We start from the raw sequence: 26291 nt of genomic DNA on the forward strand, positions 1-26291 counted from the left end.
GGGGCGGACAGCAGTGTTCGCCCCTTTGCTTTGGACTGATATGTCCTGATACGGCTTGAACATGGCTGGACAATGTTGTCTGGCTATTGTTATACGCCCGGATCACGTCAAAACGCGGAACCCGAACATGCAGATCGCCGTCGATTTTTGTCAGCCCTTCACGTTGGATCATTCCAATATCCGCGGCCGTTTCGCACGGCTTGGCCCGACGGTGCAAACCATCGTTGGTCAGCACAGCTATCCGCCTTTGGCAAATCATTTGCTGGGCGAGATTATCGGGTTGGCAGTGTTGCTGTCATCGGCCCTGAAATACGAAGGCCTGTTTACCCTTCAGACGTCATCGGATGGGCCGATTAGTATGATGGTTGTCGATGTCGATAGCGACGGCAACATTCGCGCCTGTCTGCGTGTGGACGAAGATCGCCTGAAAACCATGATCGCGGGCGAAGAAGGCGGTGAAGACGCTTTGCGCGGTCAGGTGCATAAGTTGATGGGGCATGGCCATATTGCTTTTACCGTCGATCAGGGTGGCGATCACGATCGCTATCAGGGGATTGTCTCGCTTGAAGGTGATACGCTGTCACAATGTGCCGAGGCCTATTTCCGTCAGTCCGAACAGATCGAAGCCTCGGTCAAGCTTGAAGTCCATCAGGGCGAACAGGCCGATGACTGGTGGGTTGGCGGGATGTTCTTGCAACGTCTTCCGGCCAGCGCATCGGGCGATGCACCAACCCCGGAAGAAGCCGAAAAAATTACCGAGGACTGGAACCGATCAAAAATCCTGATGGCAAGTGCGACTGAAAACGAACTGGTTGATATTTCGCTGTCAGCACATGACCTGATTTGGCGTTTGTTCCATGATGAAGAACCGCGTGTGTTTGATCAAACGCCGTTACAGTTTAAATGCCGGTGTTCGCGTCAAAAGATCGAAGGCGCACTTGTGTCCTATCCGCTGGAAGAGCTTTTGGACATGCGCGAAGCCGATACCCATGAAGTCGGCGTGTCTTGTCAGTTCTGCAATACGCGATATGGTTTTAACGAGGCCGATCTGCGGGCGCTTAAAGCGGCTGAAAATGAATAGATTGCAACGTTCTGTCGGTTTTTAATCGTCACAGCCTTGCCTTAATCGTCAAGCAACGTCACCATGCCAATTCAAAGGTTTGGTGGCGTTTTTATTTGCGGCAGGAGAAAGACTTGATGAAGGCATTGTCCATCCATGGAGTGCGCGTGGCCCTGGCGGGTGCAGTTGTTGCCCTTCTGGCGGCATGTACCAGCGCACCGGTGCAAACCTATCCCGATGTGACCTGGCGCCATCTTGACCCGATTGTCTTTGCAGCCGGTCCGGTCGAAAAAGTGGCAGCCTATCCGGCGGGCGGGGACAACAATCTTGAAGGCTATCTGCCCTTTAGCCTTGGCAAGATGGCGATGAATTGGGTCGATGATCGCGTCCAGACGGCTGGCACCAGCGACATTTTGCGCTACAGCGTGACCGAGGCTTCGATCAATTCGAACGCGCTTAAAACCACCAAGGGTATCAAGGGTGTCTTTACCGATGATCAGTCCGAAAAGGTCGAGATGAAGGTATCCGCCAAGCTTGAAGTCCTCAATGCCAACGGCACCCAGAAAGGTGAAGTAATGGCAACGGCGGTACGCACAAGGACCCTGTCAGAATCGATGTCCGTCGCAGAACGTGAAAAGGCCGTTTACGACGAAACGGCAACGCTTCTGATGGATCTTGATCGCGAACTTGAACGCCAGATCAATGCCAATCTCGGACGTTTTCTGTTGCGTTAACTAACACTGGATCAATTTTCATGAAAAACCCCGATGCATCCATCGGGGTTTTTTGTTGTCTGCAAGTTTAATTCGCGGGACAAATAATGAGCCCGCTATATCCGCAGGAATATTGCCGCGTGACATGATTGAAATTCCATTGCCATTCGTTGTTGCCCTGTTCTTGGCGGTCCTTTTGGCGCGCTTGATCCTGCGTGGGCCGGGTGGCCAGATGGGGCGGGCGATGCGGGTTTTTGTCGGGGCCTGTCTGGCGCTTGTCATCATTGTCGGTCTGCGTTGGCAGTTTGATTTGCTCTTAATTCGGGTTTTGCGGCCAGTATTCGCCGCGATGCTGCCACCAATTGCCTGGAAATGTTTTGCCGCACTTGGAACACAGGATACATCGCGACCCAGATCAGGGTGGCTGCATATTATTCCTGTAATAGCCATTTTGATCGGGTATTTAACCTGTAAAGAATGGCCTTTTGTTGTTGATTTCCTGTTGATGGGGCAATTTGCCGGATATGGATTGGGCCTGTTATTTCTGGCTTCTCGCGGCGAGGAACGGTTTGCACAGGCGCGTCTGGGGGATGTCGGATCGGCACGTGGCATCGTGGCAGTGGTTGGGGGGATGCTGATTTTATCGGCGGTGGTTGACGGGTTGATTGCCCTTGATTTTAGTATCACAAGTGGCGCAAATGCCCCCGAGATTGTCAGTTATGCCAATTTAATTGTCTTGTTGTTACTGGCCGTGCTGATGGCGTGGTTGGGGCGGTTAAGCCCGGCCAGGGCGATATCGGGTGACACGGTGCCAGAAACCGTGGCGGCGATGCAAAAAATGGATCTTGAACCTGATAACGATATCGGTGGGGATGATGATGCAATCCTGTCCGCGATTGATGCGGTGATGACCGGGCAGCATTTATATCGCGATCCTGATCTGACATTGGATCGATTGGCCCGTCGCGTGGTGATCCCGGCACGGCAGATTTCCGGGGCGATCAATCGCCGTTTCGGGCGCAATGTGTCACAGATCGTCAATGAATATCGCATTGCCGAGGCCAAAATCCTGCTGCACAGCACCGAAAAACCGGTGACCGAGATCATGTTCGATTGCGGGTTTCAAACCAAATCGAACTTTAACCGCGAATTTGGGCGCATTACCGGTACGAGTCCACGGGCCTATCGCGCTGAGGACTCAGACCGGGATCCCGGTCAACCGTTTGGTCCCATCAGGAAGCTGTTTTTAGCTGATGCAGAAAGTCGCGAATGATGGTGATGGTCTGTTGATGCAGGGCAGATCGATCACTTTCTGTATCGCCATCCAGACAGATAATGCCATCGCCGGGGACGTCCTCTTCAAGGAGTGCCACCGCATTTGGTTTGCATTCCGGTAGGAAGCTGAAATGTGCTGCACCGGGCAAGGCATAATATTGTTGTAATGCCGTTGGAAGGTGATCGATCAGATACCCGGATTCAAGTTCCTTTGGAATCTGTGGATTGGGCGCACCGGCGGCAATCACCAGAACGGGGATGTCGATAGCGGCCAGGCTTTCGGGGGTGAAACTGCGGGCAAGCCCAATATCAAGTGAGATGGCTGCACGGATGCGTTCGTCTTTCAGGTTTGCGGCCAGCTTTTTGCGGTCTGCGGTTTTGTGACCGACTTCAAGAGCAGCGATACCATCACAGGCCGCGAATTCGGGGTGTAGTTTGCAATCCGCATCTATACGATCCATATCCATTCGCGCCCCGGCAAGTTCAAGTGCGGTCCAACCGCCCAGTGAATGACCGATGACTGTGATGTTGGTTGTGTCGATATGTGCTGACCATGCCGGGTTTTCGAGAAGCGATGTGATCAGGTGGCTGATATCGCGCGGACGTAACCACAAGGCGGATCCGATTTTTGCGGTGACGTCGCGGCTGGTGGTGCCGGGGTGATTAATTGCGGCAACGACATAACCCGATTGGGCCAAGGCGGTGGCAAGCCACCCCTGATTGCGCCAGTTGCCACCATACCCATGTGACATGACCACCAATGGATATGCGCCGGTTAAAGCGCGGGCATTGGGTTGAACCATCTGACCGATAAGAACCGGATTTTCCCCAACGGATACGGGCGGGGTTTTATCCCCTGTCGGGTACCAGATTACACCGGCCAAAGCGCGGTTCCCGTTTGCCGCTGCGATGGTGATTTCCTGAAAACCAACGGCGTTTGGCGATGCTTTTAAGGGAGGGGAAATAACAAATGTGGCCATCAGGGCCAGAAAGGCAAACACAACACGAAACATGATCGGTTCCTTTGATCAGGATGAAGTCATGTGATGAGCTTGGCCTGTTGCAGGTTTTCTGGCGTCCTTAATCACGATCAAGGACCTTTTGGGCAAAAGAAAACCCCGGCCAGTTGACCGGGGCTTGGTATTTGATTGCGGCATGAAAGATGTTTTAGCGGAACATCATCACCGGCACATGGCAGGACCGGACCATTTCGGTCGTGGTGCTGCCAATGATCAGATTGCGAATGCGTGAATGGCCATAGGCTCCCATAACGAGAAGATCGATACCATCGGTTTCAATACGGTTTTTGATCACGTCTTCGGGGTCGCCGGTTTCAAAACTGGCATCGACGTCATAGCCGACCTTGCGCAAAAGGGCAGCCGCATCGTCAAGCTTTTCCTGAAGGTCGTTGTTTGGTTTGCCAACGCAAAGAAGCACACAGGCAAGCCCGGTAAACAGCTTGCCAGACGCGATATGGCGCACGGCCTTCATCACGCTTTCGCCGCCGTCAAATGCGATCAGGAATTTATTGATCGGCTTGAAGGCACGTGATGCGACAAGCACCGGTTTGGTTGCCGAACGGACAACCCGTTCAAGGTTCGATCCCAGATGCAGTTTGGCAAAATCAGATGCCTCGCCACGTTTGCCGATCAAAATAAGATCCGCAGTTCCTTCGAATTCGGCAATGCTTTCGATCAGATCGCCATGACGCAATTTGGTCGTCACGGTCGAAATTTTACCGTCTTCAAGGGCCGCTTTGGCTTCTTCAAGCAGCAAACGGCCGCGCTTAAGGTCAAGCTTGGCCTTTTGTTCATCAAGATCGGCCAATTCCTGAAGCAGGGCGGTTCGCGCGCCAAGTTTCAGATTGCCACTTAGATCGGCCGGTTCAGAACCAGCACTCCGACGGCCCAGAATATGCATCAGCTCAACCGACGCAGCGGTGCGTTCCGCCGCCCAGCGTGTCAGGTCGCAAACACTTTGCGAATAGCCCGATCCGTCGATCAGTGCGATCAGATGTGTCATTGATCGTCCCCTTGTCCCTAGTGGCCCATCAGGCGTTCAAGTGCGCCGGGCTTGTCATGGATGGCCAGCTTATCAACGATTGTCTCGCTGGCTTCGTTGAGACCGATCAATTCGACCTCGGCTCCTTCACGGCGGAATTTCAGCACGACCATGTCAAGTGCCGCAACACTTGATATGTCCCAGATATGGGCGTGGCTGACATCAATCGTGACTTTGTCCAATGCTTCGCGGAAATCAAATGCCTTGGTGAAATCCTCGACTGAGGCAAAGAAAATCTGGCCGCGTACTTCATAGGTGCGATGCGTGTTGTCATTTGAAAGCGTGCTGGTGATGCGGAAAATCTGCGAGATTTTCCAGGCAAAGAAAATACCTGACAACAAAACGCCAACCAAAACCCCAATCGCAAGGTTATGCGAGCCAACGACGGTAATCACCGTTGCCAGCATGACGATGGAAGAACTGCGCGGATGGTCTTTCAGGTTCTTGATCGATGACCAGCTAAATGTCCCGATTGATACCATGATCATGATGGCAACAAGGGCCGCCATCGGAATGATCGCAACCAGATCACCCAGAACCACAATCAGGATCAAAAGGTAAATACCGGCAAGGAAGGTCGAAAGTCGGCCACGCCCGCCCGATTTCACGTTGATCACCGATTGGCCGATCATCGCACAACCGGCCATGCCACCAATGAAACCGGTAAAGAAGTTGGCGATCCCCTGACCATAGCATTCACGCGTTCTGTTTGACGGTGTATCGGTCAGTTCATCAACGATCTGGGCCGTCATCAGACTTTCCAAAAGGCCAACGGCTGCCACCGCTGCCGAATAGGGCAGGATGATCAGGAAGGTATCAAGGTTTAGCGGTATATTCGGCAGATAGATTGCCGGGAAGGCATCGGGCAGGGCACCCATATCGCCAACCGTGCGCAGATCGGCATTGATAAACAGCGACAGTCCCGTCAGCACAACAATACAAACCAGCGGCGAGGGGACGACTTTTGTAATACGCGGAAACAGGTAAATGATGCCAAGACCACCAGCAACCATCACATAGGTCATCATGCTGACATTGGTCAGTTCAGGAAGCTGCGCCATAAAGATCAGGATGGCCAGCGCGTTGACAAAACCGGTCATGACCGATTTTGACACAAACCGCATCAGGCTGCCCAGACGAAGCGCCCCGGCGATCATCTGAATGACACCGGCAAGAATGGTCGCGGCCAGCAGATAATCAAGGCCATGTTCACGCACCAACGATCCCATCAGAACCGCCGTTGCCGCCGTTGCTGCCGAAATCATGCCCGGTCGTCCGCCAAAGATCGCCGTGATCACCGCAATCGAGAAGGATGCATAAAGCCCGACCTTCGGGTCGACACCGGCAATAATGGAAAAAGCAATTGCCTCTGGGATGAGTGCAAGTGCCACGACGAGGCCGGAAAGCACATCACCTCGAATATTGCCAAACCACTCGGTCCGCAATTGCGGAAGGAAATTGGTATTCACAGACTCTCTCCAGTATCACAGTCCGTCAGTAATCAGACTGACGGATTTCTGTTTATGTAATCAAGGAATAAAAAGCGGGGCGGAAGGCTGTTTCGTCACTGCAATACGTCATCTTCGGCGCTGCAAATACAGTCCGGTCGTAAGCAGGAATTATCGAAACAGTTCTTACATCGGCCACATGTCCGTCAAAGGATAAATTGTTATTTGCCGCATCGCAGCGCTGATTGTCTATAGGAATTCTATAATTTGCACAACTGGCAATATTCGAGCGCACTTGGAAAAGTCTTGTGATCCAACGGAAAGAACCCCGTTGCGATAACAACGGGGTTCTTCCTAGTAATGGGTAATTCTGAGATGTTATTACCGGTTCTGACGGTTGTCGATCAGGTCATCAACCACAGCCGGATCGGCAAGGGTTGATGTATCGCCAAGTTGATCGAATTCGTTGGCCGCGATCTTGCGCAGGATACGGCGCATGATTTTGCCCGAACGGGTTTTCGGAAGGCTCGGCGACCATTGCAGGTAATCCGGGCTGGCAATCGGGCCGATTTCCTTACGGACCCATTTGACCAGTTCAAGGCGCAGTTCTTCGGTTGGTTCCTCGTCAGCATTAAGGGTGACATAGGCATAGATGCCCTGACCCTTGATGTCGTGGGGAACGCCAACCACGGCGGCCTCGGCCACTTTGGGATGGGCAACCAATGCGCTTTCGACCTCGGCCGTTCCCATGCGGTGCCCCGATACGTTGATCACATCATCAACGCGGCCGGTGATCCAGTAATATCCATCCTCGTCGCGGCGTGCGCCGTCGCCGGTGGTATAGACATTGGGGAAGGTGCTGAAATAGGTCTGGATAAAGCGTTCATGATCGCCGTAAACCGTGCGCATTTGGCCCGGCCAGCTATCCTTGATCACAAGGTTGCCATCGGTGGCGCCGGTCAGTTCCTTGCCCTCGTTATCGAACAAGGCCGGTACAATGCCAAAGAATGGCAGGGTGGCCGAGCCCGGTTTCAGAGCGGTCGCACCGGGCAGCGGTGTCAGCAGGATGCCGCCGGTTTCGGTTTGCCACCAGGTATCAACAATCGGACATTTTCGTTTGCCGACATGCTCGTGATACCATTCCCAGGCTTCCGGGTTGATCGGTTCACCAACCGAACCAAGGATACGCAAGGACGAAAGATCGGCCTTGTTCACCCACTGCTCGCCTTCGCGCATTAAAGCGCGGATCGCGGTCGGTGCGGTATAGAAGATATTGACCTTGTGTTTGTCGCAAACCTGCCAGAAACGCGATGCATCCGGATAGCTTGGCACCCCTTCGAACATCAGGGTCGTCGCACCATTGGCAAGCGGGCCATACACGATATAGCTGTGCCCGGTGACCCAGCCAACATCGGCTGTACACCAGTAAACATCGCCATCATGATAATCAAAGACGTATTTATGGGTCATCGACGCATAAACAAGATAGCCGCCAGACGTATGCAAAACGCCCTTCGGTTTTCCGGTCGAACCCGATGTATAAAGTACGAAAAGCGGATCTTCGGCATTGACCTCGGTCGGCGGGCAATCGGGTGACGCCGCATCACAAACTTCATGGTACCAGACATCGCGCGCATCGTTCCAGGCAATGTCCTTGCCGGTATGCTTGACGACCACCAGCTTCTCGACGGATTTAACACCGGGATGGGACAGGGCTTCGTCGGCATTGCGTTTTAACGGAACACCACGGCCCCCGCGCAAACCTTCGTCCGAAGTAATAACAACCTTGGCGCCGCAATCTTCAACCCGGCCGGCAAGCGCCTCGGGCGAGAAACCGCCAAACACGATGGAATGGATCGCACCGATACGTGCACAGGCCAGCATCGAAACGGCTGCTGCCGGGATCATCGGCATATAGATGACAACGCGATCACCCTTGCCAACGCCCATTGATTTTAGCGCATTGGCAAAACGACAAACACGTTCGTGCAGATCTTTATAAGTGATGTTTTCGGAAACCGACGGATCATCGCCTTCGAAAATGATCGCAGTCTGATCGCCGCGCGTCGCCAGATGACGGTCCAGGCAATTGGCCGCAACGTTCAGCGTACCGTCTTCATACCATTTGATATAAACATCCTTGGTATCAAAGCTGACATTTTTGACCTTGGTAAACGGTTTGATCCAGTCAATGCGTTTGCCGTGTTCGCCCCAGAAACCTTCCGGGTCTTCGACGGACTGCTTGTACATGGCGTCGTATTTTGCCTTGTCGATCAGCGCGCCTTTTGCGATGTCGTCGGAGACGGGATAAACGTTCGCAGACATATTTGGCCTCTTGTTCGTTTCCTGTGGTCTGTACGTTCGCACCGGCCATTTGCCCGCTAAAAGGTCTTTGGACCGGTGCGATATTCTTGTGCGTGTCAGGTGCCGATTCTCACGGCCGCAATATGATTGCGAAATGCACAAACGGACGATGTTTGATCGACCAGATGGCATCTGGAAATCGGTTCCTGTCGCTTGTCCCTATGCTAGTGCGCTGTTGGATTTCAGGGAATACAACTTAAGGCGGGGGGCAAAAGGGCGCGGGTTAATCACGGACGCACCTTGTTTTCCCTGCCCGATGATCAAGCCGGTTGTTTGGTAAAACCAAAGCCACCCGGCAGCCTGATTAATTGACCAGATCAGCGCAATCCCTGAATAGGTAATTGAAACATAATCATATTATCGCAATTTCGCCAGTCACGATCTGGCGATTTATGGTGTTTTCATGTGGGACAACAATGTGGTTGAGCTCTGGATTTGATGGAACAAAACAGATACAAAGGGATCAGTCTTTAATCGAACGGTGGGAATATGGATCCGATTTCTCTTGCAGCGGGCGCAATTGCGGCATTTGTCGTCGCACTCGTTTTCAGTGTGCTGATGGTAAAACGCACCAAAGAAGCCACGATGGCCGAGGCAGAGTCGCGGTCCAGTGTTTTGGTTGCCCAGCTTGATCAGGCCGATTCCACCCGCCGTGAATTGGCCACGGAACTTGCCGTTACCCGTGATAAATTGGCCGAGGCATCCGAAAAACGCGCAATTGCCGAAACCACTGCCAATCGGGTTCCCATTCTTGAAGCCGATATCCGCGAAATGCGTGTTGCCCTTGATCATTGGCGTGAAAAGGGATCGGAACTTGAAACCGCGCTTGAAAAAGAACGCGAGGCCGCGGCTGAAAAACTCGCCATGCTTGAAGATGCCAAAACCAAGCTTCTCGATAGTTTCAAGGCATTGTCGTCTGATGCGCTCAAGGTCAATAATGACGAGTTCATGAAGCTGGCGCGGGAAAACTTTTCACGCCTTCAAGAAGGCGCACAGGGGGATCTTGAAAAACGCCAGCAGGCAATTGATGGGCTTGTAAAGCCCATCAAAGAGCGGCTAGAGGCATTTGATACCAAGGTTAATGAACTTGAAAATTCGCGTAAAGAAGCCTACGGCGAGCTAAAAAGCCAGGTTGGGAATCTGGTGCTGTCACAGACTAAATTGGCCAAGGAAACGCAAACGCTGAGTTCGGCATTGCGATCAAGTTCGTCAGTTTCCGGTAAATGGGGCGAATTGCAGCTTAAGCGCATTGTTGAACTGTCAGGGATGCTCAAACATTGCGACTTTGACGAACAGGTTCATTTCAACACCGATGAAGGTGTTCAGAAACCTGACATGGTGATCCATCTGCCGGGTGGTAAAAACATTGTTGTGGATGCCAAGGCCCCGACTTCTGCCTATCTCGAAGCAATTGATGAAAAATATGATGATGAACGCCGTGAAGCCCTGATGGGGACTTATGTCACCAATGTGCGCAAGGTGATTTCCGAACTGTCGAAGAAATCCTATTGGAAATCGGTCGATAGCCCGGAATTTGTTGTGCTGTTCCTGCCCGGTGAAAGCTTCTTCTCAGCCGCCCTTGAACGCGATCCGCGTTTGATCGAGGACAGTTTCCGCGATGGCGTCATTCTGGCAACGCCAACGACCCTTTTGGGATTGCTGAAAGCCGTTTCCTATGGCTGGCGACAAGAAGCCTTGGCTGAAAACGCGCGCGATATCAGTGAAATCGGTTTGACCCTGTATGATCGTCTGGGCGCCCTTGCCAAGCATTTCTCATCAATGGGCCGGTCGCTTGAAAGCACGGTTAAACATTATAATAAGACGCTGGGCTCGCTAGAAGGATCGGTGCTTGTTTCTGCGCGCAAGCTTAAGGAAAAGCATATCGTTGCCGATGATCGCGTGATCGAGGAGCCGGCTCATTCGGAAACTCATGTTCGTGAATTGACCAAAACGGAACTGTTGGCGGGACCGAACGTGGAAGAAGGATCGGATGTCATAGAAGGTCAAAATATCAACCCGGATAACGCCTGATCTATTCATTATAAGGGTGGTTTACTTGACTCGGATGCAGGGACACCTTATTTCGAAGCCCGAAATTTGCTATCATTAAACATATGCTCTCGTTTTAAATCGGACAAAAGACACATGGCCCTGCGCGAAATTCTCATTGTTCCCGATCCCCGCCTTAAGCAGGAATGCGAAGAGGTGGCCGAGGTGAATGACGAAATCCGTGAGTTGCTCAACGACATGCTTGAAACCATGTATGCAGCACCGGGGATTGGTTTGGCCGCACCGCAGATCGGCGTGATGAAGCGCGTTGTGGTCATGGATGTGTCTGACGAGGCGGAAAAACGCCAGCCCCTGAAACTTGTGAACCCGGAAATCATCTGGGAGTCCGAGGATACAGAGGTCTATCAGGAAGGCTGCCTGTCGATTCCCGATCAATATGCCGATGTCGAACGCCCGTGCGAAGTTGGCATGCGGTATCTCGACGAAAACGGCAAGGAACAGGAAATCGAAGCCGATGGCCTGTTGGCGACCTGTATCCAGCACGAACTGGACCACCTTGATGGCATTTTGTTCACGGATTATCTCAGCGCGCTTAAGCGCAACATGATCCTGAAAAAGGTGCAAAAGCTGCAAAAGACGAAAAAGTCTGCCTGATCGGCAACGCATTCAGCATTACCGCAGCATCGTATTCAGGGGCCGGATTTTCCGGCCCTTTTATGTTGTCTGCATGTCATGGTGTCGTTTGATTGTCAGGGCTGTGCAGGCTTGGCTTGTCATTTGGCACAGATAACGCCAAATTGCCGCCAGACCCCTAAATTGATGATGATTGGACGCAACCGATGACCAAACTGCGCATTGCCTTTATGGGAACCCCGGATTTTGCCCTTGTGGCGCTTAAGCAATTGGTCGGTGCCGGTCATGACGTGGTTTGTGTTTATTCGCAGCCACCCCGCCCGGCGGGTCGCGGGCAAAAGGAAACGCCAAGTCCGGTTCATGGCTGGGCCGCCGAACAGGGGATCGAGGTTAGAACGCCGGTTTCGCTGAAATCTGATACGGAAAAGCAGACATTTGCCGATCTTGATCTGGATGTCGCGGTGGTTGCGGCCTATGGCCTGATCCTGCCCAAGGCTATTTTGGATGCGCCGAAATACGGCTGTTTAAATATCCATGCCTCGCTTTTGCCGCGCTGGCGCGGGGCCGCCCCGATCCAGCGGGCAATTTTGGCCGGGGATACCCGCACGGGTGTCACCATCATGCAGATGGATGTCGGGCTTGATACCGGCGATATGTTGCTGATCCGCGATATTCCGATCACGTCGGAAACCTATGCCAATGCCCTGCATGATGATCTGGCCGATCGTGGTGGTGATATGATCGTTGAGGCACTTGAAAAATTGCCTGTCGGTCAATTGGTGGCGGTCAAACAACCCGAAGACGGGGTTACTTATGCCGCCAAACTTGAACGCGCCGAGGCCAAGCTTGATTTTGCCGATGATGCGGTGGCACTCGAACGTAAAATTCGTGCCTTTACGCCTTGGCCCGGTGCCTATTTCGAATTTGGCAAAGAACGTATCAAGGTTCAGGCCGCTGATGTGATTGATCAATCCGGCTCAGTTGGCACCATTCTTGACGATGATCTGACGATTGCGTGTGGCAAGGGGGCCTTGCGCCCGACACGTATTCAACGACCGGGAAAATCGGTGATGGATACCAAGGAAGTGCTGCGCGGCTATCACAAACTGGTGTGCGGCGTCGTTCTGGATCAGTAACCGATCATAATAAACCCTGTTATTGAACGGTCCGAAAAATGGTTTCTGCACTGACAATCCGCCCGGCCACCGATCATGATGGCGATGCAATCGGGAACTTGATCAAGGCGGTGTTTTCCGACTATCCGGGGTGTGTATTTGACCGGCATGGTGAATTTCCCGAACGGGATGCCATCGCCAGCAGCTTTGCGGCGGATCACGGCCATATCTGGGTTGTCGAGGATGCGCAAAGCCGGATACTGGGTTGCCTTGGTGTCACCTATTCACCCGCCATTGGCAAAGCCGAATTGCACAAGGTCTATCTGGATCGTGCAACCCGGGGACAGGGTATTGCCCAACGCATGTTGACCACGGCCCTGAACTGGTTGGGGCAAACACATGTCGATTGCACCGACATTGTGCTTTGGACCGATATCCGGTTTGAAGCCGGGCACCGATTTTACGAGAAATGCGGATTTACCCGCACCGGCGAAACCCGTGATCTTGATGATCTCAGCGTCTCGTCGGAATACCGGTTTGCCGCAAACCCGGCTGATATTCGTGCCCGCATCCGCCAATCGTAATTGTATGATTAATCAGTTTTAGGCTGATGTTGTTGCGGGTTTGGCATCTGATGTCTTGTCTGTGGGTTTGCGTACGGAACGGGCATCGCGCAGGCCCAGTTCCCATGGCGGGACCGGGGTGAATTTTTCGGCCAGAAAATCAACAAAGGCCCGGACTTTGGGCGATAGATGGCGTTTATGCGGATAAACGGCGGAAATCCATGCCAGATCGTGGACATATTCGGTCAAAAGCGGGGTCAGGCGACCGGCCCGGATATCTTCATGAACCAGATATTCCGCCAATCGTGCCATGCCAAGCCCGGCAACGACGGCTTCGTGCAGGGCATCGCCATCATTGGCGGAAAAACTTCCCTGTGCACGGAAGGATACATGGCCTTCGGGGGTGTCGAAATGCCAGTCGTTAAAGCTTTCGCGTGACGACAGGTGCAGACAGTCGTGATTGTCCAAGTCCTGTGGTCTGCGCGGGATGCCGTTCTTTTCCAGATATTCCGGCGATGCGACGATGACGCGGCGGTTGACCGCATATTTGCGCGCGATCAGGGACGAATCTTCAAGGGCTGACAGGCGAATTGCCAGATCATAGCCATCGTTGACCAGATCGGTGAATTTATCATCCAGTGTCAGTTCAATGCGCACATCGGGATAGCGCGCCAGAAATTCCGGGATCAGGGGCACGACTTGGTATTTGGTAAAGGCGACCGATGCATTGATGCGAAGTGTGCCGCGCGGGGCGGCATAAAGCTGGGTGACGACTTCTTCGGCTTCTTCGATTTCGGCCAGGATCGTTCGCGCCCGCTCGTAAAAGGCGCGACCTTCTTCGGTCAGGCTAAGCTGGCGGGTGGTGCGCATCAAAAGACGGGCGCCAAGCCGATCTTCTAACCGTGAAATGTATTTTGACACGGCCGAAGGTGACAGACGCATGGTCCGTGCAGCAGCCGAAAAGCTGCCCTCTTCAACGGCATGGACAAAGATTTCCATTTCTGCGGCGCGATCCATCGGCGATATGTCCTATTTATGACTGTAATTCACAAGTAATGTGCATATTGAGGTAATTCTCTTCATCCGTAAAGCAAATTAGATTGGGTTCATCAAACGCGACATGTTGTCGCACCGAACCAAATCTGAAGGAGGTCTGCCATGACCGTTTATGCTGACATCACCGAGCTGAATATCAAAACCAGCGAGATTGAAGCTGGCGTGCGCAAAGGCCAACAGCTTCGTGCTGAATACATCGGCAGCATGTTCCGTAGCCTGTTCAAAGGCTCTGACAAATCTGCTGATATCAAGCATCCGGCTGGCACCGTTGGTGGTGCTGCCTGATCGGGTCCTGCGGTTGAGCGACGTTTGATCTTTCCTCCCCAAACGGCGCTCCCGTGATCTGCCAAGTTTTTTTCTAGCGTCTTCCTCCCTAGACGACGCTGTTTTCCCGACTGGCCCGGGCTCTTTTGAGCTCCGGGCCATTTTTTTGTCCGATCCGGCAAATCCTAGTCGCTGGCCTGGCGAGTGACACCGGGCGGGATGTAAAAGCCCGGCCGTTCTGACATCCAGGACAGAACAGATATAATCACCATCGCCAGAATGGTGATCCAAAGGGTCGCGCCGATGGCGATGTTGGCGGCAAACATCCAGCCAAAGATTGCCGGTCCGATGGCCGATGCCAGAACCATCACGGCGGTTAACGTGCTTCGTGCCGAACCGATTTCATCAAGGGGTACCAATTCCGCAATGATCGCGGTCCGCAAAGTCGTGGCAAAACCGGTGGTCACCCCCAGCAATCCCATATAGATCGGGATCATGACCGGGCTTTCTGCAAATGCCAGGCATGCCACCGCAGCAATTGCCGGGATCAGGTGATAGGGAAACAGTCGGCGCGCACTATGACTGTCAATTAACGGACCACTGCCAAAGGCGCCGATAACCGATGTGATGGCAAAAACCGTGAACCCGGCGGCAAACCATGTCAGGTCAATTCCCTTGGCCGTGGAAATGGTTCCCTGATGAAAGAACAATGCGGTCATCACCAATGGCGGTGCGGCCAGCATCGGGGTGCAGAACCAGATATAGCGTGACCGAAACAGGTGTGGGTGGCGGCTGTCTTGCGCCTCGTTCTGGGGGGTGGTTGCTTCGGCTGTTGCGCTTTTTGTACCGGTTGTCGGTATGGGGTTATCTTGTTTTGGGCGGCCCGGTGCGGCGCGGAATTCCATATTCCTGCGAATAAGCAGGATCGCCAGCGGCATCAGAATGAAAACAATAAAGACTCCGGCCCCGGCATAGGTATTGCGCCAGCCAAATGTCGCAATCAGTGCCAAAAGGGTAACCGGCATGATGGCTTCGGCAACGGGAAATCCGAAACTGGCGATTGCCAGTGCCCGACCGCGGTTGCGATTAAAATAACGCGCAATACCGGTCATGCTGACATGGGTCATAAGCCCCTGTCCCGCCAAACGCAGGATGAACAGAGCGCCAATCAGCATCCAGATCGATTGTGCGGAGGCCATGATAAAGCAGCCAATCGTCAGCAACGCCATGGTGGCAAGGCTGTATCGCAGCATATCAATCCGGTCGATCAATCGCCCGATAAACGGCAGGCACAGCGCGCTACCTATGGTTATTCCGGCATAAATATTGGCAAATTCGGTCTCATTTATTGCCAAATTAGCGCCAATAAAGGGCACAAACAGCGCAATTAGAAACGTTTGACCAAAGGACGATCCGAAGCTGTGAAGCGCGCCAAAGGCAAGCGGGCGCGGTGCCTGACGCAAAAGAGTGAGGAATTGCATAGGGTTCAATCAATGGTATGAGGAATATTTTGCCAATTGTATCGATTCAACTCCATGCCGTCTACTGCCCGCACGCATAGGCATTATGTGCAGACATAATACGAAAAAACACCTGCAAGAAAGAGTGTCTTGCAGGTGTTTTTTTTAGTGTTTGGATTGAGTTTGATTTGATCAGGATTATGCCGCTTGTGCGGTTGGTCCGTTTGTCGTGCGGCTTTTCCACCAGTTAAAGCCAAGCACGGCCAGAATGACGATGGTCCCGACGATTTCAGCCTTAAGATCAGGATAGAAGATCCCGATGGTGGCCGGAACAATCAGAATTCGCGAAATCAGGTCCAGTTTGGCAAACATGAAGCCTTCAAGCGCGGCAGCAAAGGCCGCCAGACACAAGATGGCGGTAAAGCCGGTCCACAACACGAGCGGCAAGGGGCCACCCAAAATGATTTCCGGATTGAAGACCATGAATGCCGGGATCAGATACAGGCCCTTGGCAAATTTCCAGGCCTGAAAACTTGTTTCCATGGGACTGGCCCCGGCAATCGCGGCCCCGGCAAACCCCGCCAATGCAATCGGCGGCGTGACGTTACTATCCTGCGAATACCAGAACACCACCAGATGGGCGATCAAAAGCGGAATGCCAAATTCGTTCGACAATGCCGGACCGACCAGAACGATCAGAACGATATAGGATGCCGTTACCGGAAGCCCCATACCAAGGATCAGGCTGGCGATCAGAACAAGAATCAGTGCCAGAACAATGTGGCCACCTGAAAACGCGATCATCATCGACGAGAATTTAAGCCCAAGACCGGTCAGGCCAACAACGCCAACGATAATCCCGGCAACCGCACAGGCCATGCTGACGGCAACCGCGTTTTTTGCCCCGAGTTCAAGGGCGGCGATTGTAATCCTCATACCATTGGCCAGAGCTGCTTTGAGCCGGTCGTGACTTGGCTTTTCACCGTTCTGGGGGGCGACAAAGAAGAACCAGATCGTATAGCGCAGGGCGGCAACGGCCATCACAGAAATGATCGCCCAGAACCCGACACGCATTGGCGAAATGTTGAGCACCAGAAGGTAAATCAGAACCCCAAGCGGCAAGATGAATTGCCAGCCTTCTTTGAGAACCTGTTTCCAATCGGGAAGTTCTTCGACGGGCATGCCGCGCATACCGTTTTTAAGGGCAACGATATGGACAAACAGATACACCGTGCCGAGATACAGGATCGCCGGGAAGATCGACACCATGACGATGTCGAGATAAGGCACCTGGGTATATTCGGAAATCAGGAAGGCACCGGCGCCCATCAGTGGCGGGGTGATCTGCCCGCCGGTTGATGCCGCGGCTTCAATGCCGCCAGCCTGTGCCGGGCGGTATCCAAGGCGTTTCATCAAAGGGATGGTAAAGGCACCCGTGGTCACGACATTGGCAATGGCCGATCCGCTGATCGATCCCATACCTGCCGATGCCAGAACAGCAGCCTTTGCAGGGCCGCCGGGTTTTTTACCCGTCGCGGCATAGGCCATATCGATAAAGAATTTGCCCGCACCGGTGACTTCAAGAAACGCACCAAACAGTACGAACATGAAGATATAGGTCGCAGCAACCCCCATCGGCAGGCCATAGATGCCTTCCTGGCCAAGGTAAAGCTGACCAACCAGACGGTCGACATCGGCCCCCCTGTGCGCCAAAATACCGGGTAGCCATTCCCCGATCCAGGGCAAGGCGCCCCTTGGTCCTGACAGGGCATAAATAATCGCGACAATCCCGATGACCGTCATGCCAAGGCCAACGGCACGGCGGCTTGCTTCAAGCACGGTAACGGTTGCAATTACACCGATGATCAGGTCGGTGTCGCTCCAGAAACCGGCGCGGTTGAAAATTTCATCGAGATAAAATGACAGATAGAAACCTGTGGTAAAGGCACCGGCGAGAAAAGCGATATCAATGATCCAGCCCATCGCGCCGCGCTTCTTGTTGCTGCCAAAGACAGGAAACATCAAGAAGGTCATAAACATGATAAAGGCAAGATGGATGCTGCGCTGATAGAACAGGCCAAGCGGTTCGATACCCGCGCCGTACATTTGGAACAAGGAAAGTGCAACGGCAACAACAGAAATTGCCACCACAACCAGTTTTGGCTGTGGCAGTTTGTCCCTTAAGGACGGAAACGGTGCCGGTTCAGACATAAAACTTATTCCCCGGTATCAAGGCGGATGGTGACACGGGTGTGTTCAGCCATCTTTGAAAGATAGATTTCGTCACCATCAGTCGTGACGATACGATGGTCAACAGCAAGACTTCCGACGCGCAGGGCATAGGCATTGCCCGGCACAGGTTCGTCGATATCCTCGATCCAGTATCCGCCGCCTTCGGCGCTGGTCAGGATTCCACGACCCGGATAATGGCCAAGACCTGCAGCAAAATCGGGTTGGTATGTACGATGCAGAACCATCTTGCCAAGATCATCGATATAACAATCGATAACCCCATCACCAGTGACCGAATGGTTCCAGTAAAGGCACCAGCCAGATTGGCGTGGAATGCGTGTTCTGGCTAGAACCGATCCGTCAGATGCAGTGACTTCAAGATGGTCAGTGACCGTACCCGGCATGGTTTCAGCATGCCGGGTTGGTCCGGCACATGCTGATATCAGAAGGGCAAGGGCGGCCAATGCTGGCCGCCCCCAATTTAGCAAGATCATGGATAAAGCTTAGGCGGAATCGGTGAACCGGTTTCTTCGTAGTAACGAAGCGCACCCGGATGCATCGGAATCGGGGTCGAGTTCAGAGCAAAGTTAACGGTGGTGTCGTTGGCTGCCGGATGGATCGCGATCAGTTCATCAACCTTGTCAAACAGGGTTTTGGTGATCTGATAGGCGAGCTCTTCGTCCATTTCTGCGTTCACGAACAGAACGTTCGGGGTCGAAACGGTGTTTACCGGTGCAGTCACGCCATCATAGAGGCCTTTGCGCAGGGCATAGGGTGCGAAGGTCGGTTCTGCATCAAGGGCAGCAACGATTTCCTCGTCGGTCAAGCCGATCAGCTTGATCTCGCGGGTGGTTGCGAGGTTGAGGATCGAGCTGGTCGGGGGGCCGACGCTCCAGAAACCGGCATCGATGTCACCATCACGAAGGGCATCAGCCGTTTCGTTGAAGTTCAGGCGTTGTTCTTCGATGTCATCATAGGAGATGCCATTGGCTTCGAGCAGGGTTTTGGCTGAAACTTCGGTGCCTGAACCCGGTGCGCCAACAGAAATGCGTTTGCCTTTAAGGTCAGCAAGGCTGTTGATGCCGCTGTCTGCCATCGTCACGATCTGAACGGCATTCGGATAGATCGATGCCAAGGCGCGAACATTATCAAGTTTGCGGCCTTCAAATTTGCCTGTGCCGGTGAAGCCGGCATAAACAGTGTCAGCCAGACCGATTGCAATGTCACTGTCACCACGGGAAATCAGGCCCATGTTTTCAACAGATGCGCCGGTGACTTCGGCAACCGCGGTCGCCCCGTCAATATATTTGCTGATCAGTTCAGCAAGACCGCCGCCATAGGGGTAATAAACGCCGCCGGTACCGCCGGTCGCAATTGAAAGCTGGGTCTGGGCAAATGCCGGTGCGCTGACCATCATCAGCGCGGCGGCTGCAGAAAGCAGGTTCCGCAATTTCATATTTAGTCCTCCCTAGGATCTATGATTACTGCATTGATAACATCAGAAACGGTCAATAAAGGAACATTGGCAGTTATCTTTTGGTATCTCCGCAGTTGTTGGTCGACTTATTATCTAATGAAATAATGTGTTGTTAAGGCGTGTAACCGATGGGCTGGATTTATAATGCCTGTCTGCGGCCGGAATGCAAAATTCGCATGCAAAAAATCCCCAGGGAACAATGTTCCCAAAGGCGGCTTTAAAAACCTGAAAATTTGCGATTGCGGCACTTGGCGGCTGGTCGGGCAAAATGCCGATCAGCTTTCACGTGTTGAAAACATGCCGTAACAGACATTGGTTATCCTCCCTGTCGACTATTGTTTTATTGTTTTGGGTTTCTGACTAGCAAATTCTGCGCCAACCTTAGCCGTAATTTTTATCTTTATATATCAAATAGATATATAAATCTTCCTGCGATTTTAGGCGAAATTCTGCCTGTTTGCTGATTGCGATAGGCAAGATTTCGCCGAAATGACCAGTTGCAGACAGTCTAACATTTTATGGCCACATGATAAATTGTTGCTATTCAAGTTCGGCCCGACGGATATCGAGCTTTTTCATTTTTTCGTTCAGGGTGCGCCGTGGAATGTCGAGTTCGTCCATGACCGGTTTGATATTACCATCATGTCGTATCAGCGCATCGCGGATGACGTGTTGTTCAAAATGACGCAGTTGTTCTGCCAGTGATCCGGATTTATCGCTTTCGGAAGGCGTGCCGGTATTGGCGCCTGTGCCAAACAGGCGTGCCCATCTTTCATCCGGGTTGCCGGTGAGAAGGACATAGCGTTCCGCCAGATTTTTAAGTTCGCGCACATTGCCCGGCCAATCATGGCTTGACAGGCTGGTCCACAGGCTTGCCGCGGGTTTTTCATAGGGCCGGTCAAATGTTTCGCCCGCCCGTTCGGCAAAGATATCAAATAACAGCGGCAGGTCCCCTTTGCGTTGACGAAGCGGTGTGATTTGCAGTTCGAATGTGTTGATCCGAAACAGAAGGTCTTCGCGAAACTGTTTGTCGGCAACCGCCGTCGGCAGGTCTTCGTTGGTCGCGCAGATCAGCCGGAAGTTGACCTTGACCGGGGTGTTGGAGCCAAGGCGCACGATTTCGCGTTCTTCGATAACGCGCAGAAGCTTTGCCTGAAGGGCAAGCGGCATGCTTGAAATTTCGTCGAGAAACAAGGTGCCGTTATCGGCATGTTCGACCCAGCCGATCCGACGGCCCGCCGCACCGGTAAAGGCGCCTTTTTCATGGCCAAACAATTCGCTTTCGGCGGTGCTTTCGGGGATTGCGGCGCAATTTACGGCAACAAACCGCCGATCACTTCGTGTGCTAAGATCATGAATGGCGCGTGCCACCAGTTCCTTGCCCGTGCCGGTTTCGCCCGATACCAAAACCGGGACTTCTGTGGACGCAATATTGGCAATTTCTGCTTTTAACAATCGCATGGGCGGGCTGTTGCCGATCAGGCGGCTGTCCAGCGTGCCCTGTTGGGCAATTTGTTGGCGCAAAGTGCGGTTTTCGATAACCAGTTTGCGTTTTTCGATGGCGCGTTGAAGGCTTTCGAGGATGTCGGTCGGTTCAAACGGCTTTTCGACGAAATCATAGGCGCCGCTTTTCATCGCCTCGACTGCCATCGGAACATCCCCGTGCCCGGTCATCAGAATTACCGGAATATCACGGTCAATGCCCAGCACGGATTTGGTAAAGGCAATGCCGTCAAGTTTTGGCATTTTGACATCGGTCAGGATCACCCCGGTGAAATCGGGGGTAATGGTTTCAAGGGCGGTAACCGCATCGGCATGAACGCGGACTGTATATCCCGACAGATCCAGCCATTGCGACAGCGATACCCGAAGGGCTTCTTCGTCATCAACGATGATCACCTGTGGCAATGGTGTGGTTGCGTTTGCGATATCTGTGTCGGTCATGACGTCTGGTCCCCCCGCATCAGCGGCAATTGTATTTCAAAACAGGCGCCGCCGTCTGCCCGGTTATAGGCGCGGATCGTGCCGCCAAAGTCGCGAACAATCCCGTATGTGACCGACAGGCCAAGCCCCACCCCCTGGCCGGGGTCCTTTGTTGTAAAGAACGGGTCAAATAGCAATCCCAGGCTGGCTTTGTCGATGCCCGGCCCGGTATCGGAAATGCGGATTGTTGCCTGATCGCGTGCATTGGAAAGTTCAACAACAATGCGTTTTTCAAGATCACCATCCATCGCATCAAGTGCATTGCGGATGATATTGAGGAAAACCTGTTCGATCCGCACCAAATCGGCATGAACGATCAGTTTGCCGTCGAATTCTTTCTGTTCCAAGACACAGCCTTCGTTATGAAGCTGTGATGACAGAAATTGTATGACGTTATCGAGTGCGGATTTGATATTGACCGGTTCAAGTACGCCGGTTGATTTGCGCGAAAAGGTTTTAAGTTGCCCGGTAATCGCACCCATGCGTTCGGTCAGTGCCGAAATTTGCGAGATATTCGGGCCAAGCTTTTCGGGCTTGCCGCGTTCAAGCAGCAGTTTCGCGCTGGCACAGAAGGTTCGGATGGCGGCAATCGGTTGATTGATTTCATGGGCAATCGCAGCCGACATCTGGCCCAGTGCCGCAAGCTTGCCTGCCTGAACCAATTCATCCTGGGTGCCGCGTAATTCGGCCTCGGTTTTGCGTCGTTCGCCGATTTCCTGTTCAAGGCGGGCATTAAGTGCCTGAATACGGGCGAATTCGAGCGATTTGCGCTGTGATGCCAGTTTTAATTCGCGTTCGCGCAGGAACAGGACAGTCAACAAGATCAAACCCGATCCGATGATGGTGATCAAAAGCGCACTGGTCCGGCGTTCGGCGACATAATCCATCGGTGTTAGGTAAAACAGGTTCCAGTCACTGCCGCTGATCGGTTTGACATCAAACAGGAACTGTTCATTGCCGATTTTTACAATGTCATCGTCGCCAGATGGTTTTTCATCCATATGCAACGGCAAAAGTTCCTGACCGGAATATTGCCGGTTGCGCAAAATGCGATCCCGTTCGGTAACGGTCAGGGGGCGGATGGTGCGATATTTCCAGTCACTGCGACTGGTCAGGATGATGACGCTATCCGCATCCGAGACGAAAACCGTTTCGCCGCCGCCCTGCCAGTTCTGTTCCAATTCGTCGAGTTCGAGCTTAACCGCAACCACCCCGATGATTTCACCATCCTTTGAAATCGGATGCGAGATGAAAAGCCCGGATCGTCCCGTTGTGACACCAATTCCGTAGAAGAAACCATCCTGCCCGGCAAGTGATTCCTTGAAATAGGGGCGGAAGCCGTAGTTCTTGCCCAGATAGTTATCAGGGGTATTCCAATTGCTTGCCGCGACCGTGGTTCCAGTGTGATCCATAACATAAAGAGCCGCCGCCCCGGATCGTTCATTGACCTTTTCCAGATACCGATTGGTGATATCGGCATTGCCATTGCCCGATACGATATCGGCGATATCGTGGTTTCGCGACACGACATAGGGCAGATAGCGATACCGATCAACGGCAGCGCGCAGTGTGCTTTCATAAAGGGCAAGGCGTGCCTGTGCGGTTTGTTGCAACTGGTCAATGGCAATATTGCCTGTCGAAGTCACCGCAAGCCAAACCGCCAGCCCGGCAATGGCGATTCCCGCCAAGCTCAGCGAGGCGCGGCTATAAGTGCTTAGCCAGTAGAACAATCCTGCCTCCTGCGCGTTGAATGGTTATGCCTGTTTGGCCAGGTGGGTTACTATAATAACCAGTCCGGTGATCGGGCCGCCGATTTGCCAATCGGATTTCGGATAGTTATGTGGCTTGGGCACAATTAGTCAATAAAGACGCATTCCAATACCGGAATTACATTCCGATTTTAGACAGGGCAGAATGGTTGAGATCCGGTCACGGGTTTCGTGTCGTACATGAACAAAGCCGCAAATATGCCTCAAGTGGTTATTTTTTCGCCACAATGGAGTGTATTTTGTTACGCTTGTTTCGAATTTTAATCTGTCCAACTGATGAGGTTCAGGTGAGTAAGATTGCACTTGTTGATGACGACCGTAATATCCTGACATCGGTTTCGATGGCGCTTGAAGAAGAAGGCTATGAGGTCCAGACATATTCCGACGGGTCGGAAGCGTTGCATGCGCTGACCAAGGAAGAACCTGATCTTGCGGTTCTTGATATCAAGATGCCGCGCATGGATGGTTTGGAACTTCTGACCCACCTGCGCAAGAAAACCCAGATGCCGGTCATTTTCCTGACGTCCAAGGATGACGAGGTTGATGAACTGACCGGTTTGCGCCTTGGGGCGGATGATTATATCAAAAAGCCGTTTTCACAGCGTTTGCTGATTGAACGTATTCGCGCCTTGCTTCGCCGGGCTGAAATTATGCGCGCCGGTGGTATTCGTCCAAACGGTTCCGAAGACGTTGTTCAGCGTGGTGATCTGGTTCTGGATCCGTCGCGTCATATGTGCAGCTGGAAAGGTTTGCATGTTAACCTGACGGTGACCGAGTTCCTTTTGATTCAGGCTCTGGCGAAACATCCGGGGCATGTTAAAAACCGTGATCAGTTGATTGATGCGGCATATGGCGAACATATCTATGTCGATGACCGTACAATCGACAGCCATATCAAACGGTTGCGCAAAAAATTCCGCGAAACCGACAAGGAATTCAAGGAAATCGAAACCCTGTATGGTGTCGGTTATCGTTATCGCGATACGGCAACTGTCGCGAGTTGAAACCAAGAATACTTTTGTCGCAGTGCCGGGCCATTTGGCCCGGCCTGAATTGCGGGTCTGAATGAGCGATTTACCTGCCTCGGCCAAACAGCAATCCGCGCCACAGCATGAAACCCGTGTGGCCCGGATCGAGGAACGTCACGGGCTGTTTTCCCCTTTGACCTGGCGCATTCTGGCGGTGAATGCGCTAGCACTTTTTGTGCTTGTGGCGGGGATTCTTTATCTTGGCCGTTATAAGCAGGAATTGATCCATTCCGAACTTGAAGCCATGGCTGTGCAGGCAGAAATGTATGCCGCCGCCCTGTCGACATCGGCGGTCGGACAGGGCGATGACGCGACCAACCGGGTTAAGTTGGAAGTGGCGCGTGAAATGGTCCGCCGTTTGGTTGGTATCACGGGCGCACGGGCGCGGTTGTTTGGCGCCAATGGTCAATTGATCGCCGATAGTCGCAATATCCGATCCTTTGGTGCTGGCGCGGTTCAGGCCGAAGAACTTCCGGCGCCGGGTGATGATGACGAGCTTGCCGAAATCATGCGCAGCCTGACCGAGGGCGTCTTGTCGCTGTTTGAAGGTGAACAGCCGTTACCGCTTTATATTGATCCGCCGGTTGCCAGCGCAGCCGATTATCCCGAAGTTCGGGCCGCACTTGCCGGGTATTCCCGTGGTGTGGTGCGCATTGACAGTCAGGGACGGCGGGTTTTATCGGTTTCAGTCCCGGTGCAGCGTTTCAAGCAAGTTCTGGCATCGATCATGTTAACCAAAAACGGTGACGCGATTGAAAGTGCCCTGCATGCTGTGCGGCTTGATATCCTTAAAATCTTTGTTTTTGCCTTTGGGATCACGGTTCTTTTGTCGATCTATCTGGCGGGGGTGATTACCCGGCCCCTGAACCGGCTGGCGCGTGCCGCCGAGCGGGTGCGGCGTAGCAAAAACCGCCAATTTACCATCCCCGATTTATCAGACCGCCACGATGAAATCGGTGATTTGTCGACCACATTGCGGGATATGACCGAAACGCTGTGGGACCGTATGGATGCGATTGAACGTTTTGCCGCCGATGTTGCGCATGAAATTAAAAATCCGCTGACCTCGCTTCGCAGTGCGGTTGAAACCGCGACCCGCCTGAAAGACCCCGAACGTCAGCGCCGCCTGATGGAAATCATTGCCGAAGATGTTCAGCGCATGGATCGTTTGATCAGCGATATTTCCGATTATTCGCGCATGGATGCCGAATTATCACGTGCAGAGACCGAAGAAGTCGATCTGCGCGCCTTATTGCAAACTCTGTGCGAGCTTTATAACGCCGATGCGAGCGGGCCAAGGATCAAGGTTTCCGTGCCTGAAAACCTGATTGTGCCAGCCCTTGAAAGTCGGCTGGCGCAGGTTTTCCGCAATTTGATTTCGAATGCGATTACCTTTACCCCGGATGGCGGGACTGTGCGTGTTCGGGCATGGCGTGATCGGGACGAGGCGGTGGTTACTGTCGAGGATGACGGGCCGGGAATTCCGCCGGGCAAAGAAGAAGCCATTTTCAATCGTTTCTATACCGAACGCCCATCCGGCGAGAAATTTGGCCAGCATTCGGGGCTTGGTCTGTCGATTTCAAAACGCATTGCATCGGCCCATAATGGGGACCTGACTGCATCGAACCGAATCCTCGATGATGAGGTTAAAGGGGCGATGTTTACCCTTCGGCTGCCGCTTGAAGACGGGGTGTAAGGCGCTTAATCAGCGGGATTATATATCCATGAGGATAGATAAGAATGTTTCACGTTTGACAAGGCGGGAACAGCCGCGCATCGT

General features: G+C 53.0%; 21 protein-coding genes. 10 read left to right on the forward strand and 11 right to left on the reverse strand.

Annotated elements, in window-relative coordinates:
• The first annotated feature begins 127 nt into the window (after window positions 1-127).
• The 3 genes from hslO (at window position 128) to TALK_RS02445 (ending at window position 3046) form a co-directional block, all read left to right on the forward strand.
• Complete coding sequence (gene hslO, locus TALK_RS02435; protein WP_085615443.1) at window positions 128-1081, forward strand: Hsp33 family molecular chaperone HslO; 954 nt, start codon at window positions 128-130, stop codon at window positions 1079-1081.
• A gap of 116 nt (window positions 1082-1197) precedes the next feature.
• Window positions 1198-1794 (forward strand): hypothetical protein, encoded by a 597-nt coding sequence (locus TALK_RS02440; protein WP_085615445.1) that lies wholly within the window; start codon window positions 1198-1200, stop codon window positions 1792-1794.
• A gap of 112 nt (window positions 1795-1906) precedes the next feature.
• A complete protein-coding gene (locus tag TALK_RS02445; protein ID WP_211274754.1) occupies window positions 1907-3046 on the forward strand; it encodes a helix-turn-helix domain-containing protein in 1140 nt (379 codons plus the stop codon).
• On the opposite strand, the gene TALK_RS02450 is transcribed toward TALK_RS02445, so the two are convergent.
• The 4 genes from TALK_RS02450 to acs form a co-directional block, all read right to left on the reverse strand.
• A complete protein-coding gene (locus tag TALK_RS02450; RefSeq protein ID WP_085615449.1) occupies window positions 3006-4061 on the reverse strand; it encodes an alpha/beta hydrolase family protein in 1056 nt (351 codons plus the stop codon). The genes TALK_RS02445 and TALK_RS02450 overlap by 41 nt on opposite strands.
• Window positions 4062-4215: 154 nt before the next feature.
• A complete protein-coding gene (locus TALK_RS02455) occupies window positions 4216-5070 on the reverse strand; it encodes a universal stress protein (protein ID WP_085615451.1) in 855 nt (284 codons plus the stop codon).
• A gap of 17 nt (window positions 5071-5087) precedes the next feature.
• Entirely contained in the window at window positions 5088-6578 is a 1491-nt protein-coding gene (locus tag TALK_RS02460) for a SulP family inorganic anion transporter (protein ID WP_085615453.1), read from the reverse strand.
• A 360-nt stretch (window positions 6579-6938) separates the two neighbouring features.
• Window positions 6939-8882 (reverse strand): acetate--CoA ligase, encoded by a 1944-nt coding sequence (acs, locus tag TALK_RS02465; RefSeq protein WP_085615455.1) that lies wholly within the window; start codon window positions 8880-8882, stop codon window positions 6939-6941.
• A 528-nt stretch (window positions 8883-9410) separates the two neighbouring features.
• Here acs and TALK_RS02470 point away from each other — a divergent pair.
• The 4 genes from TALK_RS02470 (at window position 9411) to TALK_RS02485 (ending at window position 13263) form a co-directional block, all read left to right on the forward strand.
• A complete protein-coding gene (locus TALK_RS02470; RefSeq protein WP_085615457.1) occupies window positions 9411-10952 on the forward strand; it encodes a DNA recombination protein RmuC in 1542 nt (513 codons plus the stop codon).
• 114 nt (window positions 10953-11066) lie between these two features.
• Complete coding sequence (gene def, locus TALK_RS02475) at window positions 11067-11585, forward strand: peptide deformylase (RefSeq protein ID WP_085615459.1); 519 nt, start codon at window positions 11067-11069, stop codon at window positions 11583-11585.
• Window positions 11586-11770: 185 nt separating this feature from the next.
• Window positions 11771-12700 carry a methionyl-tRNA formyltransferase gene (gene fmt, locus TALK_RS02480; RefSeq protein ID WP_085615461.1) on the forward strand — a complete coding sequence of 310 codons (930 nt, stop codon included), beginning with the start codon at window positions 11771-11773 and terminating at the stop codon, window positions 12698-12700.
• A 38-nt stretch (window positions 12701-12738) separates the two neighbouring features.
• Window positions 12739-13263, forward strand: coding sequence for a GNAT family N-acetyltransferase (locus TALK_RS02485; RefSeq protein ID WP_085615463.1), 525 nt, complete (start codon window positions 12739-12741; stop codon window positions 13261-13263).
• An 18-nt stretch (window positions 13264-13281) separates the two neighbouring features.
• Here TALK_RS02485 and TALK_RS02490 read toward each other — a convergent pair whose 3' ends face one another.
• Window positions 13282-14259, reverse strand: a complete 978-nt coding sequence (locus TALK_RS02490) for a LysR family transcriptional regulator (RefSeq protein ID WP_085615465.1) — start codon at window positions 14257-14259, stop codon at window positions 13282-13284.
• A 141-nt stretch (window positions 14260-14400) separates the two neighbouring features.
• Here TALK_RS02490 and TALK_RS02495 point away from each other — a divergent pair, with 141 nt between their 5' ends.
• Complete coding sequence (locus TALK_RS02495) at window positions 14401-14583, forward strand: hypothetical protein (protein ID WP_085615467.1); 183 nt, start codon at window positions 14401-14403, stop codon at window positions 14581-14583.
• Between the two features lie 164 nt (window positions 14584-14747).
• Here the strand turns inward: TALK_RS02495 and TALK_RS02500 are convergent, their stop codons facing one another.
• The 6 genes from TALK_RS02500 to TALK_RS02525 form a co-directional block, all read right to left on the reverse strand.
• Window positions 14748-16043, reverse strand: coding sequence for an MFS transporter (locus tag TALK_RS02500; RefSeq protein WP_085615469.1), 1296 nt, complete (start codon window positions 16041-16043; stop codon window positions 14748-14750).
• A 177-nt stretch (window positions 16044-16220) separates the two neighbouring features.
• Complete coding sequence (locus TALK_RS02505) at window positions 16221-18233, reverse strand: TRAP transporter permease (protein ID WP_085615471.1); 2013 nt, start codon at window positions 18231-18233, stop codon at window positions 16221-16223.
• A 5-nt stretch (window positions 18234-18238) separates the two neighbouring features.
• Window positions 18239-18748 (reverse strand): DUF1850 domain-containing protein, encoded by a 510-nt coding sequence (locus TALK_RS02510; RefSeq protein ID WP_085615473.1) that lies wholly within the window; start codon window positions 18746-18748, stop codon window positions 18239-18241.
• Complete coding sequence (locus TALK_RS02515; protein WP_085615475.1) at window positions 18745-19710, reverse strand: TAXI family TRAP transporter solute-binding subunit; 966 nt, start codon at window positions 19708-19710, stop codon at window positions 18745-18747. Before TALK_RS02515 ends, TALK_RS02510 begins: the two co-directional genes overlap by 4 nt.
• A gap of 561 nt (window positions 19711-20271) precedes the next feature.
• On the reverse strand, window positions 20272-21675 hold the full coding sequence (locus TALK_RS02520; protein ID WP_085615477.1) for a sigma-54-dependent transcriptional regulator: 1404 nt from the start codon (window positions 21673-21675) through the stop codon (window positions 20272-20274).
• Entirely contained in the window at window positions 21672-23444 is a 1773-nt protein-coding gene (locus TALK_RS02525) for a sensor histidine kinase (protein WP_085615479.1), read from the reverse strand. The genes TALK_RS02520 and TALK_RS02525 overlap by 4 nt, the downstream gene beginning before the upstream one ends.
• A 326-nt stretch (window positions 23445-23770) precedes the next feature.
• Between TALK_RS02525 and TALK_RS02530 the strand changes: the two genes are divergently transcribed.
• The gene (locus tag TALK_RS02530) at window positions 23771-24487 is read left to right on the forward strand and encodes a response regulator transcription factor (RefSeq protein WP_085615748.1); all 717 of its coding nucleotides are present in this window, start codon (window positions 23771-23773) and stop codon (window positions 24485-24487) included.
• A 61-nt stretch (window positions 24488-24548) separates the two neighbouring features.
• Entirely contained in the window at window positions 24549-26207 is a 1659-nt protein-coding gene (locus TALK_RS02535; RefSeq protein ID WP_085615481.1) for a stimulus-sensing domain-containing protein, read from the forward strand.
• Window positions 26208-26291 lie beyond the last annotated feature (84 nt).

Source organism: Thalassospira alkalitolerans (assembly GCF_002115745.1).
Classification (GTDB): Bacteria; Pseudomonadota; Alphaproteobacteria; order Rhodospirillales; family Thalassospiraceae; genus Thalassospira; species Thalassospira alkalitolerans.